19 protein-coding genes are annotated in these 21,626 nt (G+C 64.3%); 3 read left to right on the top strand and 16 right to left on the bottom strand.

Annotated elements, in window-relative coordinates; translation table 11 throughout:
* Window position 1: 1 nt before the first annotated feature.
* The 5 genes from KHC24_RS01380 to KHC24_RS01360 all read right to left on the bottom strand — a co-directional run bounded on the left by KHC24_RS01380 (window position 2) and on the right by KHC24_RS01360 (window position 3,822).
* Complete coding sequence (locus tag KHC24_RS01380) at window positions 2-970, bottom strand: quinone oxidoreductase family protein (protein ID WP_213358656.1); 969 nt, start codon at window positions 968-970, stop codon at window positions 2-4.
* Window positions 971-1,024: 54 nt separating this feature from the next.
* Window positions 1,025-1,591: a TetR/AcrR family transcriptional regulator gene (locus KHC24_RS01375; RefSeq protein WP_213358653.1), complete on the bottom strand. Its 567-nt coding sequence runs from the start codon at window positions 1,589-1,591 to the stop codon at window positions 1,025-1,027.
* 77 nt (window positions 1,592-1,668) lie between these two features.
* On the bottom strand, window positions 1,669-2,394 hold the full coding sequence (locus KHC24_RS01370; protein WP_271180586.1) for a response regulator: 726 nt from the start codon (window positions 2,392-2,394) through the stop codon (window positions 1,669-1,671).
* A 159-nt stretch (window positions 2,395-2,553) separates the two neighbouring features.
* Window positions 2,554-3,096: a DUF1127 domain-containing protein gene (locus KHC24_RS01365; protein WP_213358649.1), complete on the bottom strand. Its 543-nt coding sequence runs from the start codon at window positions 3,094-3,096 to the stop codon at window positions 2,554-2,556.
* 126 nt (window positions 3,097-3,222) lie between these two features.
* Window positions 3,223-3,822 carry a Urease operon accessory protein gene (locus tag KHC24_RS01360; RefSeq protein WP_213358647.1) on the bottom strand — a complete coding sequence of 200 codons (600 nt, stop codon included), beginning with the start codon at window positions 3,820-3,822 and terminating at the stop codon, window positions 3,223-3,225.
* Between the two features lie 500 nt (window positions 3,823-4,322).
* Between KHC24_RS01360 and KHC24_RS01355 the strand changes: the two genes are divergently transcribed.
* Window positions 4,323-5,534 (top strand): acyl-CoA dehydrogenase family protein, encoded by a 1,212-nt coding sequence (locus KHC24_RS01355; protein WP_213358645.1) that lies wholly within the window; start codon window positions 4,323-4,325, stop codon window positions 5,532-5,534.
* A 168-nt stretch (window positions 5,535-5,702) separates the two neighbouring features.
* Here KHC24_RS01355 and KHC24_RS01350 read toward each other — a convergent pair whose 3' ends face one another.
* Both KHC24_RS01350 and KHC24_RS01345 read right to left on the bottom strand, forming a co-directional pair.
* Complete coding sequence (locus KHC24_RS01350; protein ID WP_213358643.1) at window positions 5,703-8,246, bottom strand: two-component system VirA-like sensor kinase; 2,544 nt, start codon at window positions 8,244-8,246, stop codon at window positions 5,703-5,705.
* Complete coding sequence (locus KHC24_RS01345) at window positions 8,203-9,183, bottom strand: cytochrome-c peroxidase (RefSeq protein ID WP_246545979.1); 981 nt, start codon at window positions 9,181-9,183, stop codon at window positions 8,203-8,205. The genes KHC24_RS01350 and KHC24_RS01345 overlap by 44 nt, the downstream gene beginning before the upstream one ends.
* Before the next feature lie 643 nt (window positions 9,184-9,826).
* On the opposite strand from KHC24_RS01345, the gene KHC24_RS01340 reads away from it, so the two are divergent.
* Entirely contained in the window at window positions 9,827-10,639 is an 813-nt protein-coding gene (locus KHC24_RS01340; protein ID WP_213358639.1) for an alpha/beta fold hydrolase, read from the top strand.
* Window positions 10,640-10,746: 107 nt separating this feature from the next.
* Here the strand turns inward: KHC24_RS01340 and KHC24_RS01335 are convergent, their stop codons facing one another.
* The 9 genes from KHC24_RS01335 to KHC24_RS01295 form a co-directional block, all read right to left on the bottom strand.
* A complete protein-coding gene (locus tag KHC24_RS01335) occupies window positions 10,747-11,463 on the bottom strand; it encodes an HAD family hydrolase (RefSeq protein ID WP_213358637.1) in 717 nt (238 codons plus the stop codon).
* Between the two features lie 5 nt (window positions 11,464-11,468).
* The gene (rpe, locus tag KHC24_RS01330; RefSeq protein WP_213358635.1) at window positions 11,469-12,149 is read right to left on the bottom strand and encodes a ribulose-phosphate 3-epimerase; all 681 of its coding nucleotides are present in this window, start codon (window positions 12,147-12,149) and stop codon (window positions 11,469-11,471) included.
* A gap of 90 nt (window positions 12,150-12,239) precedes the next feature.
* Window positions 12,240-13,172 carry a CbbX protein gene (cbbX, locus tag KHC24_RS01325; protein ID WP_213358632.1) on the bottom strand — a complete coding sequence of 311 codons (933 nt, stop codon included), beginning with the start codon at window positions 13,170-13,172 and terminating at the stop codon, window positions 12,240-12,242.
* Window positions 13,173-13,391: 219 nt separating this feature from the next.
* On the bottom strand, window positions 13,392-13,811 hold the full coding sequence (locus tag KHC24_RS01320) for a ribulose bisphosphate carboxylase small subunit (protein WP_213358630.1): 420 nt from the start codon (window positions 13,809-13,811) through the stop codon (window positions 13,392-13,394).
* Window positions 13,812-13,839: 28 nt separating this feature from the next.
* Window positions 13,840-15,309 (bottom strand): form I ribulose bisphosphate carboxylase large subunit, encoded by a 1,470-nt coding sequence (locus KHC24_RS01315; RefSeq protein WP_213358629.1) that lies wholly within the window; start codon window positions 15,307-15,309, stop codon window positions 13,840-13,842.
* Between the two features lie 102 nt (window positions 15,310-15,411).
* The gene (gene fba / locus KHC24_RS01310; RefSeq protein WP_213358628.1) at window positions 15,412-16,497 is read right to left on the bottom strand and encodes a class II fructose-bisphosphate aldolase; all 1,086 of its coding nucleotides are present in this window, start codon (window positions 16,495-16,497) and stop codon (window positions 15,412-15,414) included.
* A gap of 11 nt (window positions 16,498-16,508) precedes the next feature.
* Window positions 16,509-18,464: a transketolase gene (gene tkt, locus KHC24_RS01305; RefSeq protein WP_213358867.1), complete on the bottom strand. Its 1,956-nt coding sequence runs from the start codon at window positions 18,462-18,464 to the stop codon at window positions 16,509-16,511.
* A gap of 83 nt (window positions 18,465-18,547) precedes the next feature.
* Window positions 18,548-19,423, bottom strand: coding sequence for a phosphoribulokinase (locus KHC24_RS01300; protein WP_213358627.1), 876 nt, complete (start codon window positions 19,421-19,423; stop codon window positions 18,548-18,550).
* A 10-nt stretch (window positions 19,424-19,433) separates the two neighbouring features.
* A complete protein-coding gene (locus KHC24_RS01295) occupies window positions 19,434-20,498 on the bottom strand; it encodes a class 1 fructose-bisphosphatase (RefSeq protein WP_213358626.1) in 1,065 nt (354 codons plus the stop codon).
* A 184-nt stretch (window positions 20,499-20,682) separates the two neighbouring features.
* On the opposite strand from KHC24_RS01295, the gene KHC24_RS01290 reads away from it, so the two are divergent.
* Window positions 20,683-21,624, top strand: a complete 942-nt coding sequence (locus KHC24_RS01290; RefSeq protein ID WP_213358625.1) for a LysR family transcriptional regulator — start codon at window positions 20,683-20,685, stop codon at window positions 21,622-21,624.
* Window positions 21,625-21,626: the final 2 nt, after the last annotated feature.

Here is a 21,626-nt window from a genome sequence, read left to right as displayed (position 1 = left end):
CTCAGGGAAGCAGCAGCAGCTTGCCGGTGGTTGTCCGGCTCTCCATGTCCCGATGCGCCTGCTCGGCGTCGGCGAGTGGATAGGTTCCGCCGATCCTCACTTTCAGCGCTCCGGTGGCGATCCACTCGAAGAGTCGCCCAGCGCGGGCGCGCAGAAATTCGGGAGTATGGATGTGGTCGAAGAAGATCGCGTAGCCGATCTTGATGCTCTTCGGCAGGCTCATAATGTCGAGTGGCCCCGGGCCGCCCAACACCGGGCCGTACCAGCAAAAGGTGCCGCTCCGGCGCAGGGCCTCGAGCGAGCCGCTGAAGGTCTTGGGGCCCGAGCCGTCATAGACGACATGCACCCCTTCGCCGCCGGAGAGGCGGATGGCCTCGTCGGCGAAATAGCCATCGGCATCGACGATGACATGATCGGCTCCGGCCTCACGAGCCACCGCGACCTTGTCGGCGGAGGAGACCCGGCCAATGACGCGGCCGCCGCGCAGCTTGATGATCTGGGTGAGCAGCAGGCCCAGCCCGCCAGCCGCCGCATGCACGAGTGCTACGTCACCGGGCTGCACGGGATAGAAATCGGTCGCGAAATGACTGGCGGTCAGCCCTTGCATCATGACGGCAGCGGCAGTGCGATCGTCGATGGCGTCCGGCACCGCGACCAGTGAATCCTGAGGGATGGCGATGCGTTCCGCATAGCTGCCGGGCGCATAGACCCAGGCCACCCGGTCGCCCGGCTGGAACTGGCTGACGCCATCGCCGACGGCAACAACCCGCCCCGCACCTTCGACGCCGAGCACCTTGGGATTGGGCTGAGGTGCCCAGGCAAGACCCCGGCGCACGCCGGTGTCCATGAAGTTCACCCCGGCGGCGGCGACGTCCACCAGCACGTGCCCGGCGGCCGGCGCGGGTTCGGGTTGCTCTACCGCCTGCAGAACTTCGGGTTCGCCGGCGCGGGTCATGACGATAGCTCTCATGTCGTCTTTTCCATTATTGACTGTTTGTTCCATAATTCGGCAAAAAAATGAGTCTCAGCGCAGGGCACGCAAAGCGAGCCGGCCAAGCCCGGCCAGATGGGCATCATCGGCCCCGCCGCGCGCGGCGAGGCGAATGGCGGCGATGTTGGAAAGCAGGAAGCCGGTCGTCTCCAGCGGATCGAGATCCGGCGAAACGTCGCCCTCTGCCTGCGCTTCGCTCACCCGCCGGGCGATCGCGGTCTGGAGAGTGGCGGCGGCGGCATCATGGATTGCCGATAGCTCCCCGCTGCGCCGGCCGAACTCGCAGACCGAGCCGATCCCCAGGCAGGCCTGCCGTGCTTCCGCAACCACCCGCTCCATCATGGATTTGAGACCGTCAACGGCCCTCGGTCCGCTGCGTAGGGCGGCAAGATGGGCACGCGTCTCGGCCTCGGCGTAGCGATGCACCGAGGCACAATAGAGCCGCCATTTGTCACCGAAGGTGTCATACAGGCTCTGGCGGCCGATCTTCATCGCCCCGGTCAGCATGCTGGCCGAGCTGCCTTCAAAGCCGCGTTCGCGGAACACGGCGATCGCCGCATCCAGTGCCTGCTCCTTGTCGAATTCTCTCGGTCTGGCCATGGTCAATAGATACTTTTTGTGGAACGATCAGTCAATAATAAATTGGCCAGATCCCGACACCGTGATGCGCTCTTGCCTCATGGCTTCCCGCGTCGACGCTCCTCGACGCTGACGTCGGCGTTGAACATGTATCCCGCTCCGCGCTCGGTCAGGATCAGCTTCGGCTCCGAGGCGTCGATCTCGATCTTCCGCCTCAGCCGCAGGATCAGCACGTCGATGCTGCGGTCGTAGATTTCCTCGGCATGCACGCGACTGGCGGCGAGCAGTTGCTCGCGTGACAGCACTTGGCGCGGGGACCGCAGGAAGGCGACCAGAAGATTGAATTCCGCCGCCGTCAGCTTGCTTTCCTCCGATCCCTCGAAGACGAGCTGCCGCCGCTTGACGTTCAGCGTCCATCCGTTGAACGAGTAGATCTTGCGATCATTATGCTCGGTGGAGATGGGCTTGATGCGCAGGGCGGCGCGAATGCGCGCCAGAAATTCGCGCAATCCGAACGGCTTGGTCACATAGTCCGACGCGCCGAGTTCGAGCCCGACCACCTTGTCGGTCTCGTCCAACCGATCGCCACTGATGACGATGATCGGAGTATCCGACTTCGACGACAGCGTGCGGACGATCTCCAGCCCGTCCTCATGGCCGAGATTGAGATCGACCACAACGAGATCGACCTCATCAGTCGCCAGCACTTGCGAGAGCTGGCGGCTGTCCTTCACGCCGGTGACCCGGAAGGCATGCTGGGACAGATAGTCGATCAGCAGACTGCGAAGCTGGGTATCGTCATCAACAACGAGAAGATGTTTCACGGTTCGGCTCTCGGGCGGCGCGGCCGGCAGTGGAGAGCGCCGGACAGGCATCGATCAATAAATGAGACATGCTTGTCTGCGGCATGTGTCGGAAGAGGAGAGGAAATGTATCGTGATGTAGTCGGCTTTATCGCGCTCGCCCGCCGACTGATGGTGCCGTCAGAAATGCTCTGGCAGCCACTGCGAACGAACCTTCGTCGCAATCATGTCGCTGTTCTCGATCCCGATATCTTTCAAACAGGCAGGATCCAACGCCTCCAGAATACGAATCGTGTGTCGGATGGAGAGCTCTCTATGCAGGGCACGCCAGCGGGCCTTGAGCCAGGGGAGAAGAACCCTTCGCCGCGCCGATGCCATGGCGGTGCGGTATGCCTGCGGCGTCGACTGTACCTGGGACGCAGCAAACTCATGCGCGTAAAGCAGGGAGGCGGAAAGCTCTAGCGTCTCGGCAATATATGACCAGATCGATAAGGCCGTCGGGCGTGGACAGAGGGCGCCCGGTCGGGTGTTCTCCAGATGCCCCAACTCCAGACTCCGATGATGCCGGGGCAATGGAGGATAATAGCACTGGCTTCCGAACAGCTTGCCGTAGTCGACCATGCCCGATCCATCTGCACGAAAGCGGATCGGCACGAGTTTCGGGGTGCCGCTTTTCGATCGCTCACTACTGATCTTAAGGAAAATTACTTCTTTAAAATTCATGAAACCCTCCATTCCGTCGATGTTGTCAGCATGGAGGCTGGGAATTTCGCCGGGGTGTCACGCCGCACAAAGATCATGACAACGATAATGCTCGGCATGATCGAGTTGGCGAGGCGGCGCAGGGCGTCAGACGTGCCGTTCGAGACGCATGACGAGGCCGCGGCGGACATAGGCGTCAATCAGCCGGTGCTCGGCCGCGAAAGGATGTCCGGCCCAGCCTGCGTGATCGAAGCCGGCAAGGCAGATATCCGCTTGCGGCCATTCGCGCAGCACATGCTCGACGACGATCAGTCCACTGCTCGGAGTCACATAGGGCTGTGGCGCGTAGGTCGACAAGGAGATGGCGGCGCGGCGATGTGTTGTTTCATCGATGACAAGACAACGCCTGCCCGTGTTGTCGCAGAGCGTCACGAACGAGCCGGTGTAGTCGTCGCATAGGTCATCGAGTTCCGGATGGTCGCGCACGATCCGGGCTCGTTCTGCTGCGAACAGGCGGGCAGGGCGCACGCACCAGATCTCCGGCGCGTCCCTCACTGCGGGATGGCGGTGCCACGCGGCGCTTCCCAGCATTTCCCGCGCCGGGCGGCCAGTATTGCAGACCGCGATCACATCGGTTCGCGACGGAGCTTGAGCGAACGAGCCGCACAGATTGAAGCGAATGACGAGGTCGTGCGCGTCGATGTGGGAGGCGAGGCGTCGATCGACAGCCCCATTGCCGACTATCATGATCCGTGTGGCCAAAGGTCGGTCGCCCCGCTTCAACTAGATGAGTGACAGCGCAAGGCTGACCGCAGGCCGGAAACGCGGCGCGGAAACGGAGATTGCAATCGACGCGTTCTGGAGGTGTTTCAGATTTTCAGTCGGTCGTGCGGTTTGACGCGCGATCGGATGAAAATGAAATAATGGCGTAATGCGCTCTTTCAGCCTCGTGCCATTTCTCAGGTACTTCGCGTCTCCAGCTTCCCGAACAAGTTGATCCTCACCCTGGTCGGGCTCGGGCGATGCCTCCCTCGGGGCACACGGTTCCGATTAGCTGCACGGCAGACCGGTGGATCGCGCTTTCAACGTCTCCACACCGGGGGGCGGACGATGGCATCCGGCATGCCGATCGTTGCGATCGTAAGCCGGCGTGGCGAAACGGTAACCGAGCCGCATTGCATCGCGCCCAGCTTTGATCGCGACGAGACGGCGCGAGGACAGCCCCGCGCGCTCAGAAACCGAGGTGCATGATGGATGCGATCAATACGGGCTCTTCCACGGAACGCGACGAGCAGTTGCTCGCTGCCGCCAGGAGGCTGGCGCCCTTTCTTCGTGCGCAGGCGTCGGAGGCACGTGAATTGCGCCGACTGCCGACGTTGACGGTCGACGAATTGGACAAGGCCGGGCTGTTCAAGCTGTCAGTCCCGCAGATGTTCGGTGGCGATGAGGTCTCCCTCTCGACGCTGCTGGACCTCACTCTCGAGCTTGGTGCCGCCGATGGTTCGGTCGCCTGGACGCACGGGATTCTCTCCGGAGGGATCTGGATGGCGGCTGCGCTTTATTCTCGGGAAGTGGGTGAGGAGGTCTTCGCGGATGGCGGCAACTTCCGCACGGCCTCGGTGATGTCCCCCTCCCAAGCGCGGACCCGGCGCGTCGCGGAGGGCCTTGTCATCGAGGAGGCGCGTTGGGCGTTCAACAGCGGCATTCACCACGCCGGATGGGATGTCCTGTGCGTACCCGTCATGGACGACCAGGGAAATGTGACGGATATCGCCGCCGCCCTTGTGCCTGCTCGCGAGCTTACTTTGCTCGACGATTGGGACACGATCGGCTTGCGTGGCACCGGAAGCGTCAGCGTGGCGGCCCGGGATCTGTTCGTCCCCGAGCGGCGTCTGGCCATGTTCAGCAAGGTGCTGGCCGATGATTACGCGTCCAGCCATCTGAGCGACAGGACACATTACAATCTGCCGATCTTGCCGATGTTGGCTGTGAAGCTGGCTTTTCCATGCCTCGCCATCGCCAGGGAGGCGCTCAGATTGTTTCTCGCTCGTGCGGTGGGACGGCCGATGGCGCTGACCTTTCACACAGATCGGAGCAAGCAGGCGGTTACCCATCTTCAAGCCGCGGAGGCCTCGGTCAAGATCGATGCTGCCGAGACCATCATCCGCCGGTCCATCGACGAGATCGAGACCGCTGCCGCATGCGGCTATCACCTCACCCGCGAGCAGCGCGGACGCATCTGGCGCGATGCCAGCTTCTGCGCCCAATTGACCTGGCAGGCTGCCAGCCTGCTGGCCGACGCCTCGGGCGGTGGTTTCGCCCGCGTCGCCGATCCGATGAACCGGTGCTGGCACGATCTGCGGGTCGCCACGCTGCATGCGGGATTGTCCGCGACCACTACCTTGGAGGCGACCGGCCGGCTGATGTTTGGCCTTCCCTCGAACACGCCGTTCCTGTGAGACGTCCGATGGCCGGCTCTGCCGTTCCGCATGTGGGCTGAGACGGAGGGGCTGGCCATCGTCGCGGCGAAGGTGATGTTGCCATCCGGGGGCCGCATCGGCTCTCGGTATGGCCGTGCGCCGCGGTGTTTCAGCAGTTTCCGCTTGTTCAGCAGATGCGAAGCGTGATTACGCCAGAGTCTCGATCCTGGAGGCCGGATCTATCGACATGATGCGGGCGGACATCGCCGAGGCGAGGCGCATTGAGCTGACCGGCTTCCGCAGCAAGGTCAGGTGATCGGGAACTTGCCGCTCCGTCATCATTCGCATGGCGTCAGCCAGCAGGAGAATGGGAATCGGCTTCAGGCTCTCCACGATTCCGGCAAGGTTCGGAGCTGTGTCCCAGATGTCGAGATCGAGCAGGATCAGATCCGGCGTGCGGGAGTCACGCGCCAGCCAGTGCTTCAGGCTCGCAAAGCTTGAAAACCCTACGGGCTCGTAGCCCAGTGCCGCGATCTTTTCTTCATACATCAGGCGAAGCGCAGCGTCGCGCTGGGCCACTAGCACGGTCTGCCCGCTGCCGAGCGGCACCGCCCGCTCGTCGAAGAAGTGCCGGAGCGGCACCGCCGCCTGCTGAACGACGGGAAAGTGGAGATCAAAGCGCGTGCCGTGGCTGGGGCGGCTCTCAACATGGATATGCCCCGACATTTCCGTGACGATGCCGTGCACGGCGGCGAGGCCGAGGCCGGTGCCGCCGCTGCCGGCCCTTGTGGTGAAGAAGGGTTCGAAGATGTGCGGCAACACGCTTTCGGCAATCCCGCTTCCGCGGTCGCTGAGGCTGAGAACGACGTAGGAACCGATCGGCAAGTTCCCGTGGGACAACTGCGCGCGCTTGCGCTGCTCGACGGCTCTTACGTCGATGTGGACGGCTCCCTCATCGAGGCAGGCATGGGCGGCATTGGTGCAGAGGTTCATCACCACCTGCTGGATCTCGATCGGATTGCCGAGCACGGCCGGCAGCCCGTTCTGGATGCAAACGTCGATGCGGATGCGCTCGAGCACCGACATCTTCAGCAGCGGCAGGATATCTTCGACCGCCTCGCCAAGGTCGAAAGGTTTGGCGGCCCGCTCGCGCTTGCGGCCGAAAGTCAGGATTTGGTCGGTCACATACTTCGCGCGCTTGGCACTCGTCACGATCTCCTGAAGATATTGCCGGACCGGCATTGGACCGCGCCTCAGCTGCAGTGCCATTTCAGCGTAGCCAAGGATGGCGGCCAGCGCGTTATTGAATTCATGGGCGATACCTCCGGCCAGCGTGCCAACAGCTTCAAGGCGCTGGGCATGATCGAGGCGTGCTTCAAGTGTCCTTTTTTCCTCACATGCGCGATAGGCGGTGAGGTGCTGCGACAGGACCAGAGCAGCATGCGCGTATAGCCGGTATTCATGATCGTTGGCTCGGGAACTCGGCTTGCGGCGTTTGACGAAGAACAGCCCGATCGACCGCTCATCGATCCTTCCCAGGACGACGCCGCCATCGCGGGTGGCTAGGCGGCCGAATATGCCTCCGCCTGTGTTGTCCAGGCTGTCTTGCCGAAAGCCCAGATAGTCCGTGGCATTGCCTTCCGTAGATGTGGTGAAACGCGGACCGAACTGTCGCGCGATCGACTGGACAAGCGCCTCCTCCGCATCGCCATAAGCGCGTTCCACCTCGAAATCGGCGCTGTTCACAATGGCGAAGGCATAGCAGCGGGCGTCGAAGAAGTCGGCGAACAGGCCAGCCGATTGGTCGAGTGCCGTCGAGACGTCGTCGCAGCCCTCGCCAAAGCGGCGGGCTACTTCGGTCACGATGTTCTCGAACTCCAATTGTCGGCGCAGACGATGCGTCTGTCTGCGCAGCCGGTAGATAAGGACGGCGATATAGCCCCAGAGCAGCACCGAAACCGAGCCGAGCAGGGCGCGACTCCAGGCCGCTTGCACGCTGACTTCGCCGAAGGCCTCAAGATAATCCTGCTGTAGTGCTTGGGCTTCCAGGGAGGTCCGCGACAGCTGGATGGCCTCGATCGTCCGATCGACCTCGGGAAGTGCCGACAATAACGTTCTTATATGAGCGGCGAACGACCTGGCCTCACCGGCGTTGTCCGGCAACGATGCTTCGAGCGTTCGCAGCCGCTCGCGGATCGATTGATCCAGCTGTGGACTGGGCTGGGTGGTGAACCGTACCAGCAGCAGCCCGAGGTCGTTGGCGACCGCAAGGGCCTCCCGCACCGGCCGGTTGGAATCCTCGTCGAGCGTGCCGAGCGTCTGGAGCGAGATGGCGAGTGAGTTTTGCAACAGCGCATTGCCGGTTTTGAACTGCTCGACCAGCGCTTCATCGGCATCGATGCTGTCGGCGAGCGTCGCGAGCTTGCGGTCAAGCCTCGCCGTAGCACCTAGCCCGGCATCGCCGAACAGCATTCGCAACCTAGTAACGGAAGCCCCCAGCCGCTGGACCGAGTCGACCAGGGGGTCGTAATTGAGCAGCAGCCCGGCACGGGCCTGCAGCACATCGCGTTGCAAAGAAGCGTGATCGATATCGATCGCCCGCAGTGATGTCAGGATAGCTTCGTGCAGTTCGCGCGACGGCATGCGGCCGATGGCGAGCAGGGCGAAGATGATGGCGCCGGCGAGAAGCAGCCCGGCTCGCCACGGCTCAATCGTGGTCCGTATCGGGAAGGGCCTGGAGTTTTTTGCCATTGTACTCGCCGGTCAGTGATTCGAGGAAGGCGACGAGGGACTGGACGTCGGTCGGGTTGAGACGCCGCCCGAGCTGGCTCTCGCCCATGATGGCGACCGCCTCCGGCAGCGTCGCGACCCGGCCGTCGTGGAGATAGGGGCCGGTGACCGCGACGTTGCGCAGGCCCGGTACCCGGAACACGCCCTTGTCCTGTTCCCTGCCGGTCAGGGTGAAGCGTCCGAGATCGCCGTCATTATCGGGATCAGTCAGGGGCAGCGGGACGTAGATGCCGAACCTCTGGAACAGATTGCCGCCGAGATTAGTGCCTTGGTGACAGGAGGCGCATCCATAGTCGCGAAACAGCCGGTATCCCCTTAACGCCTCGCCGCCCAAGGCGCTGCGGTCGCCTTTGAGATAGCGGTCGAAGGCTGAGTTCGGCGTCACCAGCGACCGCTGAAACGTGGCGAGCGCATCGAGCACCGTCGGCCGGTCCGGAGGATGGCCATAGGCCTGAGCGAACATCAGCGAATATTTCTCGCTCGCCTCCAGACGACCGAGGACCAAGGGCCAGCGGGCCGCCATGAGGTTGTCGTCGAGCAGCACCCTTTCGTTCTGATCCACCAGCGAGGTGAAATCGCCCCTCCAGCCGAGCCGGTAATTATTGCCGACATTGAAGATGGTTGGGGCGTTGAACCGATGGATACGCCCCTCATAACCTATGGTGCGTTTCATATTGGTAGTCCCGCCGGCCGAAAGAACGTGGCAGCTGGCGCAGGAAAGCTTGTTCTTGCTGGACAGGATCGGGTCGGCGAACAGCGCGGCGCCAAGGGCAACCCGGGCCGGATCTAGATTGGCCGGCACGAGGATCGGCGCGAAAGGCTCGCGATTGCCCGACACCAAGGGGGCCGCGGTATCGGCGGATATCGATGTGGAAAGCGCGCCGCTGACGATCAACATTAACAGCGCATGTCGGATTCCGAAGGCACGGCTGTGCCGTCGCAGGGCACTTTTCCTCCTGCTCCCCCGGCGTTCATCCCTCGATGCCCGCATAGTCCACGGCACTCCTAGAACGATGAAGCTGCATCTCGCTCCGTCGTCGCATTTTTGGCGGCCGGACGATGTTGCGCGCATGTCAGCTGTGCCATTCGGCTTACGGTTGTCATTGAAGCGTCCGCGGTGCTGTCGCAGACCTCTGCCGCTCCTCGGGGCGGATGAAACCGCCGCCATGTATCCCGGATGTGTCGCTGCAAGACCATGAGGAAACGGGGCGAGCCGTCACGGGCTCGGGTCACCCCGTAACAAGGTCGCTGCAATTGTCATCCGGCGGCGCTCCATGGAAACAGGCCGGGAAGATTGGTGGCACCATCTTCCTGTCTTCGGGCGCAGGCCATCCCGGCCAGACGATCCGATCAACCGCCGGCGATCCCACCGGGCCGGGTGCTTCCGACCGGCGATTTCACTGTCGAAGCCATCCGGGAGCGGCATCAGGAAAGGAACCTGCTCCGGTGTCGTTAGAGCTGCCAGCGATCGACCCGTTTCCCTTAGATCCGTGCGCGACGGTCCCATTCTGCCGGGCGCTGACCGGAGAGGATGACCGATAATGACGCCTCGCCTTTGCCATGACGTCGCCATCTCCCATGGCAGGATCGCCGTCGAGGAGAGGCCCGGACCCGGCATCCCAATCCTGTTCATTCACGGCAACTCCCTTTGCCGGTCGGTGTTTCGCAAGCAATTGGAAGGCCCGCTGGCCGAACATCACCGCCTCATTGCCTTCGATCTGCCGGGCCATGGCGATTCCGGCGACGCGCTGGAGCCGTCGCGGACGTATTCCCGCCCCGGGCTTGCGGATACCACCAGCGAGCTATTGGACAAGCTCGGGATCGACAGGGTCGTGCTTGCCGGCTGGTCGCTGGGTGGCCATGTGGCCATCGAGATGCTTCCCGGCGATGAGCGGGTGGTTGGGCTGTTTCTCAGCGGCGCGCCACCGGTCGGCCAGGATATCGCGGTGGGGTTCCGGCGGCCGCCTTTTGCCATCCTCCTGAAACAGGACCGTTTTGCACCCGTGGATGTCCAAACCTTCGTGGACAGCATGTTCGACGGCCCCGAGGCTTCGACCCTGTATGCCGCCGCGCGCCGCACCGATGCGCGGTTTCGCGCCGAACTGTTCGCCCGCATGCGGGAAGGTGCAGGAAGGAATCAGCGCCAGGTTCTCACTCATACCGGCATTCCGACGGCCATCGTGAATGGCGCCGATGATGCCGTGGTCAATCTGGATTACTTCGATACGGTGCCCTATGGCCATCTCTGGAAAGGTCGATGCTTTCGGCTGGAGAAGGCCGGCCACGCCCCCTTTTGGGATGCGCCGGAACGTTATGATGCGTTGCTGCTCCAGTTTCTGGCCGATCTGCTTTAGGCAACCGGGCTTCCGCCGCACGGCGAGATTATCGACGGCTGTCCGTACGCATATCCTTTGGGACGACGCTGGAGACTTCTGGCCGGCCTGACTACCCTTTTCGACGCCTACCAGCCGGCGTCGGCGGCGCGCCATTTGGCGATGGTATCCAGCGAAACCGGCGGCGTATCGAGGTCCGGTACCACCGCCAACGCGCCAGGAAAGGACTGATGGCTGGTATAGATGCTGGGGGTCACCAATGTCGGCAGACCCGCGGCCCGCGCGGAATCGAGCCCGTTGCGCGAATCTTCGATGGCGATGCAGGCAAAGGTCGGCATGCGCAGTTCGTCCAGCACGTGCCGGTAAATGTCCGGCGCCGGCTTTTTCGCCGCTACGATGTCGCCGGCGCCGATCACCTCGAAAATGCTCGACGACGGCATCCCGAATGCGGCTTGCAGCAGCGCTTCCACATTGGGGAGGCTGGTCGTGGTGGCGATGGCGAGGCGCACGCCCTTGTCTTTTGCCTCGGTGATGAGCCGGAGCACGCCGGGCCGTAGGCGCGCGGCGCCTTCCGCAACGAGCTGCGTGTAGATCTCCGTCTTCGCCGCATGCATCTCGGCTACCTGCTCGAGGGCGCGGGGGCCGTCGGGTGCCCGGTGGTTTGCGACGAAGGCGCGGATACGCTCCTTGCCGCCGGTGATGTCGAGCAACTGGCGATAGAGCGGGCGGTTCCAATACCAGTCGAGGCCGAAGTGGGTGAAGGTTTCGTTGAAGGCCAGCCGATGGATCTCCTCCGTCTCCGCCAGCGTCCCATCGACATCGAAGATGATCGCCTCGGCGCGCATCGCCTTCACGCCGCCTTCGCGCGGGCCTGTTCGCCGGCCGAGCGGATGGCAGCGATGTTGGCGCGGTAGCCCTCGATCCCACCCTTGAACACCGCGGAGCCGGCCACCAGCACATCGGCACCGGCCGCGACGCAGCGGGCGCCGGTCTCGGGATTGACGCCGCCGTCGATCTCCAGATGGATCGGGCGGTCGCCGATCATCGCGCGCAGCCTTTTCACCTTCGGCAGCACGTCGGCGATGAAGGCCTGACCGCCGAATCCGGGATTGACCGTCATCGGCAGAATGAGGTCGACCTTGTCGAGGATGTACTGCACCACGCTCTCCGGCGTCGCCGGGTTGAGCGCGACGCCGGCCTTCTTGCCCAGCGAGCGGATCACCTGGAGGCAGCGGTCGAGATGGTCGGTCGCCTCTGCCTGGACGGTGATGATATCGGCGCCGGCTTTGGCGAAGGCTTCGAGATAGGGCTCGACCGGCGCGATCATCAGATGCACGTCGAATGGCTTGTCGGTGTGCGGGCGCATCGCCTTGATGACGTCGGGCCCGAAGGTGATGTTGGGCACGAAATGACCGTCCATCACGTCGAGGTGGATCCAGTCGGCGCCGGCCGAGACGACATCGCGCACTTCCTCGCCAAGGCGGGAGAAGTCGCTGGCGAGCATGGAGGGGGCGATCAGCGGAGACGTCATGGCGATTTCCTCGTCCCCCGCCATGAAGAAGGCAGGGAGGTTTTGAAGGGTGAAGCAGCTTCGCGCCGACGCGTCCGCCGGAGCGGGCGTTCAGGTCTTGAGCGGCGGATAGCTGTCGATGCCGCCGGAAAAGACACGGCTTGCCAGGATGTCGCCGGCCTCGATGGTCACGAGATCCTTGGCAGTGACCGGCTTGCCGGCGGCGAACAGGCGATTGGCCTGGCGCAGCCGGGCACGATCGAGCGCATTGCGCACCGAGCGGCCATTGGCGAAATGAGGTTGTGCTGCCCGAAGCTCGATATAGCGGGCGAAGGCCTCGCTGGCCTCGGGAGCGAGCTTGTAGCTCATACCGGCGAGAATTCGGTCGCCGATCGCAAAGAGCTCTCCATGCGAATAGTCGGGAAAGTCGATGTGGTGGGCGACGCGCGAGCGGAAGCCCGGATTGGCCATGAAGAAGCGCTCCATGCGGTCGGCATAGCCGGCGAGGATGACGACGAGGTCGTCGCGCTGGTTTTCCATCACCTGCAGCAGGATCTCGATGGCCTCCTGGCCGTAGTCGCGCTCGTTCTCGGGACGGTAGAGGTAATAGGCCTCATCGATGAACAGCACGCCGCCCATGGCGCGCTTGAGGATTTCCTTGGTCTTCGGCGCGGTGTGGCCGATGTATTGGCCGACCAGATCGTCGCGGGTGACGGTGACGAGATGGCCTTTGCGGACATAGCCGAGCCGGTGGAGGATTTCCGCCATGCGCAGGGCGACGGTGGTCTTGCCGGTTCCCGGGTTGCCGGTGAAGCTCATATGCAGCGTCGGGCTTACCGCGTTGAGCCCGAAGCGGGCGCGGGCGCGATCCACCAGCAGCAGCGCGGCGATCTCGCGCAGGCGCTGCTTCACCGGCACGAGGCCGATGAGGTCGCGGTCGAGCTCGTCGAACACCTCGGCGAGGCCGGAATTGTTGAACTCTGCCGCAAGATCCACGGCCTCGTTCGCGTTGGTCGTCTTAACGTCGTCGATCAGGGCATCCATGGACATTTCTCCGTTCCGCTTGGTCCGGACGGGGCAACCGCGTCTCAGGGGCCGAAGGCCAGTGCCGCCCGACGCTGCGCCGGATCGGCGGCGGGCCCGCGACGGAAGAAAAAGAGACCGGCCCGGGAGCGCGGGATCCCGGACCGGTCGGTTCGCTGCCGTGGGAGGAACGGATCAATCAGCGAACCAGTTGGTCATGAAGACAACCGGAGGTCGTCTTCAGTAACGAGTGCCCTCGGGGCGCAGGGCGGCATAGGAGCGGGTGGTGTAGCGGATGGCGCGGCCATCCACTTCCTGGCGCTCCAGCGCGAAGCCGGGTTCCTCGGCCGGCCGGTCCGTGATGAAGGACAGCCGGAGGGATTCCCACGTATGGGTCGAGTCGAAGGCGCTGACGCGGATGTAGTTGTGGCCGGCATGCGCCTTGCGGCATTCGTTCAGCTCGAACAGAACGCCGGCGGCGTCCCTCACATCGAACATCGGCATGCCCCACATCTCCCAATAGGTGTTGCGGGGGTGGGGGTCGTCGGTGAACTCGATGTTCACCGCCCAGCCCTTGTCGATGCAGTACTGGACCTGCTTGGCGATCTGCTCGTCGGTCAGATCGGGCAGGAAGGAGAAGGCTCCCTGGGTCAGTCGCATGGTGGTCTCCTGCTGTCTCGTGTTGTCGTCACTCGGCCGCGGTGACCTGCGGGACGAAGTCCGGGGTATCGGTGGAGGTGTAGTTGAAGGTGACGTCCTTCCAGGTATCCAGCGCCTGCTTCAGCGGCAGACAGTGGCGGGAGGCGGTCTTCAGGATTTCTGGGCCTTCGTTGACGATGTCGCGGCCCTCGTTGCGGGCGAGGATCATCGCTTCCAGCGCGACGCGGTTGGCGATGGCACCGGCCTGGATGCCCATCGGGTGACCGATGGTACCGCCACCGAACTGCAGCACGACGTCTTCGCCGAGCAGGTCGATCAGCTGGTGCATCTGGCCGGCATGGATGCCGCCGGAGGCCACCGGCATCAGCTTGCGGGTCGAGGCCCAGTCCTGGTCGAAGAAGATGCCGTGCGCCAGGTTCTGCGGCACGAAATCCTCACGGCACAGGTCGTAATAGCCCTTGGTGGTGTGGGGGTCGCCCTCCAGCTTGCCCACCACGGTGCCGGCGTGGATGTGGTCGACGCCGGCGAGGCGCATCCACTTGGTGATGACGCGGAACGACACGCCGTGGCTCTTCTGCCGCGTGTAGGTCGAGTGGCCGGCGCGGTGCAGATGCAGGATCATGTCGTTGCGCCGCGCCCACTTCGCCATGGACTGGATCGCGGTGTAGCCGATGATCAGGTCGATCATGACGATGGTCGAGCCGAGCTGCTTGGCGAATTCGGCGCGTTCGTACATCTCCTCCATGGTGCCGGCGGTGATGTTGAGATAGGTGCCCTTTATCTCGCCGGTGGAGGCCTGCGCCTTGTTCACCGCCTCCATGCAGTAGAGGAAGCGGTCACGCCAGTGCATGAAGGGCTGCGAGTTGATGTTCTCGTCGTCCTTGGTGAAGTCGAGGCCGCCCTTGAGCGCCTCATAGACCACGCGGCCATAGTTGCGGCCGGAGAGGCCGAGCTTCGGCTTCACGGTGGCGCCGAGCAGCGGGCGGCCGAACTTGTCGAGGCGCTCGCGTTCGACGACGATGCCGGTCGCCGGGCCGTCGAAGGTCTTCACATAGGCCACCGGCAGGCGCATGTCCTCGAGGCGCAGGGCCTTGAGCGGCTTGAAGCCGAACACATTGCCGATGATCGAGGCCGAGAGGTTGGCGATCGAGCCGTTCTCGAACAGGTCGAGATCGTAGGCGATGTAGGCGAACCAGGAGCCGGGGGTGTTCGGCACCGGATCGACCCGGTAGCACTTCGCCCGGTACTTGTCGCAGGCGGTGAGACGGTCGGTCCACACCACCGTCCAGGTGGCGGTGGAGCTTTCGCCGGCGACCGCCGCCGAGGCCTCGATCGGGTCGACGCCGTCCTGGGGTGTCACCCGGAACAGGGCGATGACATCGGTGTCCTTCGGCTCGTAATCGGGCTGCCAGTAGCCCATCTTACGGTATTCCATGACGCCGGCGCTGTAACGGTCGCGCTTCTTCTCGGCGGGCTTGGTGGTTTCGAGCGTGGTCATCGGGCTACTCCCATGGCTCTCCCGTGGACGCGCAGCGGTGCTGGCGCCTGGGGTCACTTCGTCATTCGTTCGTTGTTGCCGTTCCCTCCGTAGAGGGGTGGTTCACTCCGCCGCCACTCGTGCGCCGCCGATCACCGGATCGAGGGAGCCGCTGGCATAGCGCTTGGCCATTGCCGCGAGCGGCAGGACCTTGATTTTCGAAGCGTGCCCGGCGGTGCCGAACTGCTCGAAACGTTCCCGGCACAGGTCGCGCATGGCGTCCATTGCCGGTTTAAGGAATTTCCGCGGGTCGAACTCCGACTTGTTGGCCTGGGCGACTTTGCGGAACTGGGCGGTCATGGCGAGGCGGCAGTCGGTGTCGATGTTCACCTTGCGCACGCCGTGGCGGATGCCGCGAACGATTTCCTCCACCGGCACCCCCCAGGTCTGGGGCATCTCGCCACCGGAAGCGTTGAACAGGTCTTGCAGCTCCTGCGGTACCGAAGAAGAGCCGTGCATCACCAGATGGATGCTCGGCAGGCGGCGGTGGATCTCTTCGATCACGTTCATGGCGAGGATGTCGCCGTCCGGCTTGCGCGAGAATTTGTAGGCGCCGTGCGAGGTGCCCATGGCGATGGCCAGAGCGTCCACCTTGGTGCGGGCGACGAAATCCACCGCCTGGTCGGGATCGGTCAGCAGCTGGTCGTGCGACAGCGCACCTTCCGCGCCGTGGCCGTCCTCCTGCTCGCCGGCGCCATGCTCCAGAGAGCCGAGCACGCCGAGTTCGCCTTCCACCGAGGCGCCGACCCAATGCGCCGCATCGACGACGCGGCGGGTGATGGCGACGTTGTAGTCGTAGTCCGCCGGTGTCTTGGCGTCCTCCTTCAACGAACCGTCCATCATCACCGAGGTGAAGCCGTGCTGGATCGCAGAGAGGCAGGTCGCCTCGTTGTTTCCGTGATCCTGATGCATGCAGAGCGGGATCGAGGGGTACATCTCGGTCAGCGCGTCGATCATGCGCGAGAGCATGATGTCGCCGGCATAGGAGCGGGCACCGCGGCTCGCCTGCATGATGACGGGGGCATCGACGGCCTGTGCCGCCTCCATGATGGCGATGCCCTGCTCCATGTTGTTGATGTTGAAGGCGGGCACGCCGTAACCATGCTCGGCTGCGTGGTCGAGAAGCTGGCGAAGGGTGATGCGGGCCATTTTCCGTCTCCTCAGGCGCAGGTCAGGAGGTCACAGGCGGCGGCAACCACCCCCTCGGGCGTAATGCCGAAATGCTCGTAGAGGGCCGGGGCGGGGGCGGAGGCGCCGAAGCCCTCCATGCCGACGAAGCGGCCGCGGTCGCCGATCCAACGGTCCCAGCCGAGCCGGGCGGCGGCCTCGATGGCGACGCGCGGTGCCGTGCCGAGAACCTGGCGCCGGTAGTCCTCGCTCTGCTTCTCGAACAGCTCCCAGCACGGCATCGACACGATGGCGGCGTCGACACCCTTGGCGGCGAGCAGCTCGGCCGCCTTGAAGGCGATGTCGAGCTCCGAGCCGGTGGCCAGCAGCGTGACGTCCCGCCACTTTTGCGGCTTGCGCACGACATAGGCGCCGCGTGCGCTCAGATTGTCGTCGGTGTGCTCGGTGCGGAAGGTCGGCAGGTTCTGGCGCGAGAGAGCGAGAACCGTCGGGGTGCCCTCCGAGGCAAGCGCGATCTGCCAGGCTTCCAGCGTTTCCACCGCGTCGGCCGGCCGGAACACCTGCAAATTCGGCGTTGCCCGCAGCATGGCGAGATGTTCGATCGGCTGGTGCGTCGGGCCGTCCTCGCCGAGGCCGATCGAGTCGTGGGTCAGCACATAGATGACGCGCTGGCCCATCAGGGCGGAGAGCCTTATGCCGCCGCGGGCATAGTCGGCGAAGACCAGGAAGGTGCCGCCATAGGGAATGAAGCCCTTATGCAGTGCGATCCCGTTCATCACCGCGCTCATCGCGTGCTCACGGATGCCGTAGTGAATATAGCGGCCGGCATATTTGCAGGGAGCGACGGAGGCGAGCCCCTTGGTGAGGGTGAGGTTGGAGTGGGTAAGGTCGGCCGAGCCGCCCACCGTCAGCTCGGTGGCCTCGTTGATCACCGCCAGCGCCATTTCGGACGCCTTGCGGCTCGCCACATTCGGCGCGCTTTCGGAAAGGCCGCGCTTATAGGTGAGCAGCTTCTCCTCGAAATCGGCCGGCAGCTGGCCGGCGATGGCGGTCTCGAACGCCTGCGCCTTCTCGGACGCCCGCAGCCGGTCGTCCCACGCCTCGCGCGCCTCGCGGCCGCGGTCGGCGATTTGTTCCCAGGCGGAGCGGATGCCTGCCGGGATTTCGAAGGGAGCATGCGGCCAGCCGAGCCGGTCGCGGGCGCCTTCGATTTCGGCGGCGCCGAGCGGCGCGCCGTGCACCGCCTCGGTGCCGGCCTTGTTCGGGGCGCCGTAGCCGATGGTGGTGCGGCAGGCGATGAGCGAGGGCCGCTTCGAGTTGCGCGCCTTGGCGATGGCGTCGATCAGCGCGTGATGGGAGTGGCCGTCGACGCGGAACACGTCCCAGCCCGCCGCCTCGAAGCGCGCCAACTGGTCGGTCGAGGTCGACAGCGAGGTCGAGCCGTCGATCGAGATGCCATTATCGTCCCACAGCAGGATCAGCTTGCCGAGTTTCAGATGCCCGGCGAGGTCGATGGCCTCATGGGAGATGCCTTCCATCAGGCAGCCGTCGCCGGCGATCACATAGGTGTAGTGATCGACCAGGTCATCGCCGAAACGGGCATTCATCATGCGTTCGGCCAACGCCATGCCGACGGCGGTGGTGAGGCCCTGCCCGAGCGGGCCGGTCGTGGTCTCGACGCCGAGCGTGTGGCCGTATTCGGGATGGCCGGCGGTGGTCGAGCCGAACTGGCGGAACCGCTTGATCGCCTCGATGTCCATGTCGGCATAGCCGAGCAGATGGTTGATCGAATAGAGCAGCATCGAGCCATGGCCGGCCGAGAGCACGAAGCGGTCGCGATCCGGCCAATGCGGCCGCATCGGATCGATCTTCATGAACCGGGTGAAGAGTACGGTCGCCGCATCGGCCATGCCCATCGGCATGCCGGGATGGCCGGACTTCGCCTTTTCGACGGCGTCCATGGTGAGCGCACGCAGCGCATTTGCCATGTCGGCGTAGGGGATCTCGGTTGCCCCTTCCTGCGGGCACAGGACCGGAACGGTGGTCTTGGTCAGCATGGTATCCTCCGGGGTCACGCGGCGCGCCGCTTCTTGTCGACGAGGTTGAGGATCATCGGTGTCAGGATCAGCTGCATCGCGATGTCGAGCTTGCCGCCCGGGATCACGATGGAGTTGGCGCGGCTCATCCAACTGCCCTGGATCATCGAGAGCAGGTAGGGGAAGTCGATGCCGCGCGGGCTCTTGAAGCGGATGACGACGATCGATTCGTCGGCCGTGGGGATCCAGCGGGCGATGAACGGGTTCGAGGTGTCGACCGTCGGCACGCGCTGGAAGTTGATGTCGGTGTAAGTGAACTGCGGGCAGATATAGTTCACGTAGTCCGGCATGCGCCGCAGAATGGTGTCGGTCACCGCCTCCGTCGAATAGCCACGATGCGAGCGATCGCGGTGGATCTTCTGGATCCACTCCAGGTTGATCACTGGCACCACGCCGATCTTGAGATCGGCATAGCGGGCGACGTCGATATTGCCGCTGACGACCGCGCCATGCAGGCCCTCATAGAAGAGAAGGTCGGTCGGTCGGGGAATGTCTTCCCAGGCGGTGAAGGTGCCGGGCGGGCCGCCGAATTCCTCCGCTTCCTTGGCGTCGTGCACATAGTGGCGGGTCTTGCCGGTGCCGGTGTGCGAATAGCTGCGGAAGGTCTCCTCCAGCTCCTCGAACAGGTTCGAATCCGGCCCGAAATGGCTGTAGTGGTGATTACCGCGCGAGGCTTCTTCGCCCATGACGCGCTTCATCTCGGCGCGGTCGTAGCGGTGGAAGGCGTCGCCCTCGATATAGGCGGCCTCGACCTCTTCCCGCCGGAAGATCTGCTCGAAGATGCGCCGCACGGAGGTCGTGCCCGCGCCCGAAGAGCCGGTGACGGAGATGATGGGATGATGCATCGACATGCCGTACTCCTCACGCCCGCAGAAGGCCGCGCCGTCCGAAGAGCGGCGAGCGTTCGGGAAGCTGGCTGGGGTCGCAGTGGTAGCGGGCGATGCGATCGACTTCCGCCCGCGAGCCGAACACCAGCGGGATGCGCTGATGCAGCTCGGAGGGAATGATGTCGAGGATGCGCCGCCGTCCGTCGGTGGCGCCGCCGCGTGCCTGCTCCATCAGGAAGGCGATCGGATTGGCCTCGTAGACCAGCCGGAGGCGCCCATTCGCGTATCCCTTGCGGGCATCGCCCGGATAGAGATAGACGCCGCCGCGGGTGAGGATGCGGTACGCCTCGGCGACCATGGAGGCCGTCCAGCGCGTGTTGAAATCCTTGCCGCGCGGGCCTTCGGTGCCGGCCTGGCAATCCTCGACATAGTAGCGGATCGCATTGTCCCAGTGGCGGGCGTTGGACCCGTTGATGGCGTATTCCGTCGTCTCCGGCGGGACGACGATGCTGTCGCGCACCTTGAGGAACACGGGATTGCGCAAGACCGGATCCTGCACTTTCACGAAGCGATAGGAGGTCGGGTCGAGAATGAAGATGTGGGTGCCGGCGCCGAGCGTGAGCACCAGCGCCACCTGCGGCCCGTAGACCAGGAAGCCGGCGGCGAGCTGGCGGGATCCCGGCTGCAGCAGCGCGTTGGGGCCGGTGAAGGGCAGGATCGAGAAGATCGTGCCGACCGAGATGTTGATGTCGATGTTGGACGAGCCGTCGAGCGGATCGACCGCGACAGCGAGCGTGCCGCGCGGGTCGAGCTCCACCGGCTCCGGCAACTCCTCCGAGCCCAGCACCGCGACCGGCGCCGTGCGCAGGGCGTCCATCACCAGCTGGTCGGCGAGGACGTCGAGCTCCTTCTGGCTGTCGCCGTCCTCGTGATAGCCGCGCACGGCGGCCATGGCGCCGGCGAGCGGCCCGGCAGCGATGAGTTCGGATATGGCGATGCCTGCGCCTGCCAGGGCAAGCACGGTGGCAGCGACTCCCTGACGCAGGGAATCGGTCTCGGCCCACCTCTCAAGGTGGTCCTGCAATGTCTCGTGTGTCACGGCGTTTCCCCAGTGCTCGATTGGTCTTCGGACCTTTTTGGCGTGTCGTTTCCGTATGACCTTCGAGGGGGGACCCGAAGCGGCGGACGCCTTTTATTGAGGCTACCTTGCCCGACTTTTCAGCGTAAGGAAATTCGAATATTCTTTCTTGTGTGTTTAGTACTTCTGAATGCTGGAATACATCATGCGAAATATCACGCTGAAGCAGCTGCGGGCTTTGGCGGCGGTGATCGATACCGGCACCGTCACCGCCGCGGCGCGCCAGCTCAACGTCACTCCACCGGCGGTCACGATGCAGGTCCAATTGCTGGAGGAGCAGCTCGGCCTGCCGCTGCTCGATCGTGCCGGCGAGCGTTTCCAGCCGAGCGATGCCGGCCGCGAGGTGCTTGCCGCCGTGGCGCGCATAGAGCGGGCATTGGCTGATTGCGGCGCGTCGCTCGATGCGATGAAGGGGCTGGACGCCGGCCGCGTCTGCGTCGGCATTGTCTCGACCGCCAAATATTTCGCGCCGAATGCGCTCGGCGTCTTCGCCCGCTCCCACCCTGGCATCGACGTGGCGCTGGTGGTCGGCAACCGGGAGGAGATCATCGCCGCGCTCAGGGGCGACGTCATCGACGTCGCGATCATGGGGCGGCCGCCGCTCGACATCGAGGTCGACAAGACGCTGCTCGGCCCGCATCCGCATGTCATGATCGCCCCCACCGATCACCCGCTGCTCGGACGCAGAATCACTCCGGACCGGCTCGCGGGCCTGACCTTCCTGGTTCGTGAGCCGGGCTCGGGTACGCGCACCCTGATGGAGCGCTACTTCCAGGATGCGGGGGTAGAGCCGCGAATCGGCATGGAAATCGGGTCGAACGAGACCATCAAGCAGGCGGTGATGGCGGGGCTCGGACTTTCCTTCATCTCCGCCCATACCATCGCGGCGGAGGTGGCCGACGGGCGTCTCGCGGTGCTGGATGTGGAAGGCATGCCGGTGGTGCGGCAGTGGTTCGTCGTCAAACGCTCGGCCAAGCGGCTGACGCCGCCGGCCGCCGCATTGAACGAATTTCTCGCCAACCGCGGCTCGGAATTCCTGCCGAGACCGATTGCGCCGTCTTCGGCCCTGATCCCGGCTGGCGGCTAGGT

It is taken from the genome of Ancylobacter defluvii (assembly GCF_018390605.1).
Taxonomy (GTDB): Bacteria; Pseudomonadota; Alphaproteobacteria; order Rhizobiales; family Xanthobacteraceae; genus Ancylobacter; species Ancylobacter defluvii.
Note: the sequence above shows the minus strand (reverse complement) of the source record. Positions and strands in the feature narration are given on the sequence as shown.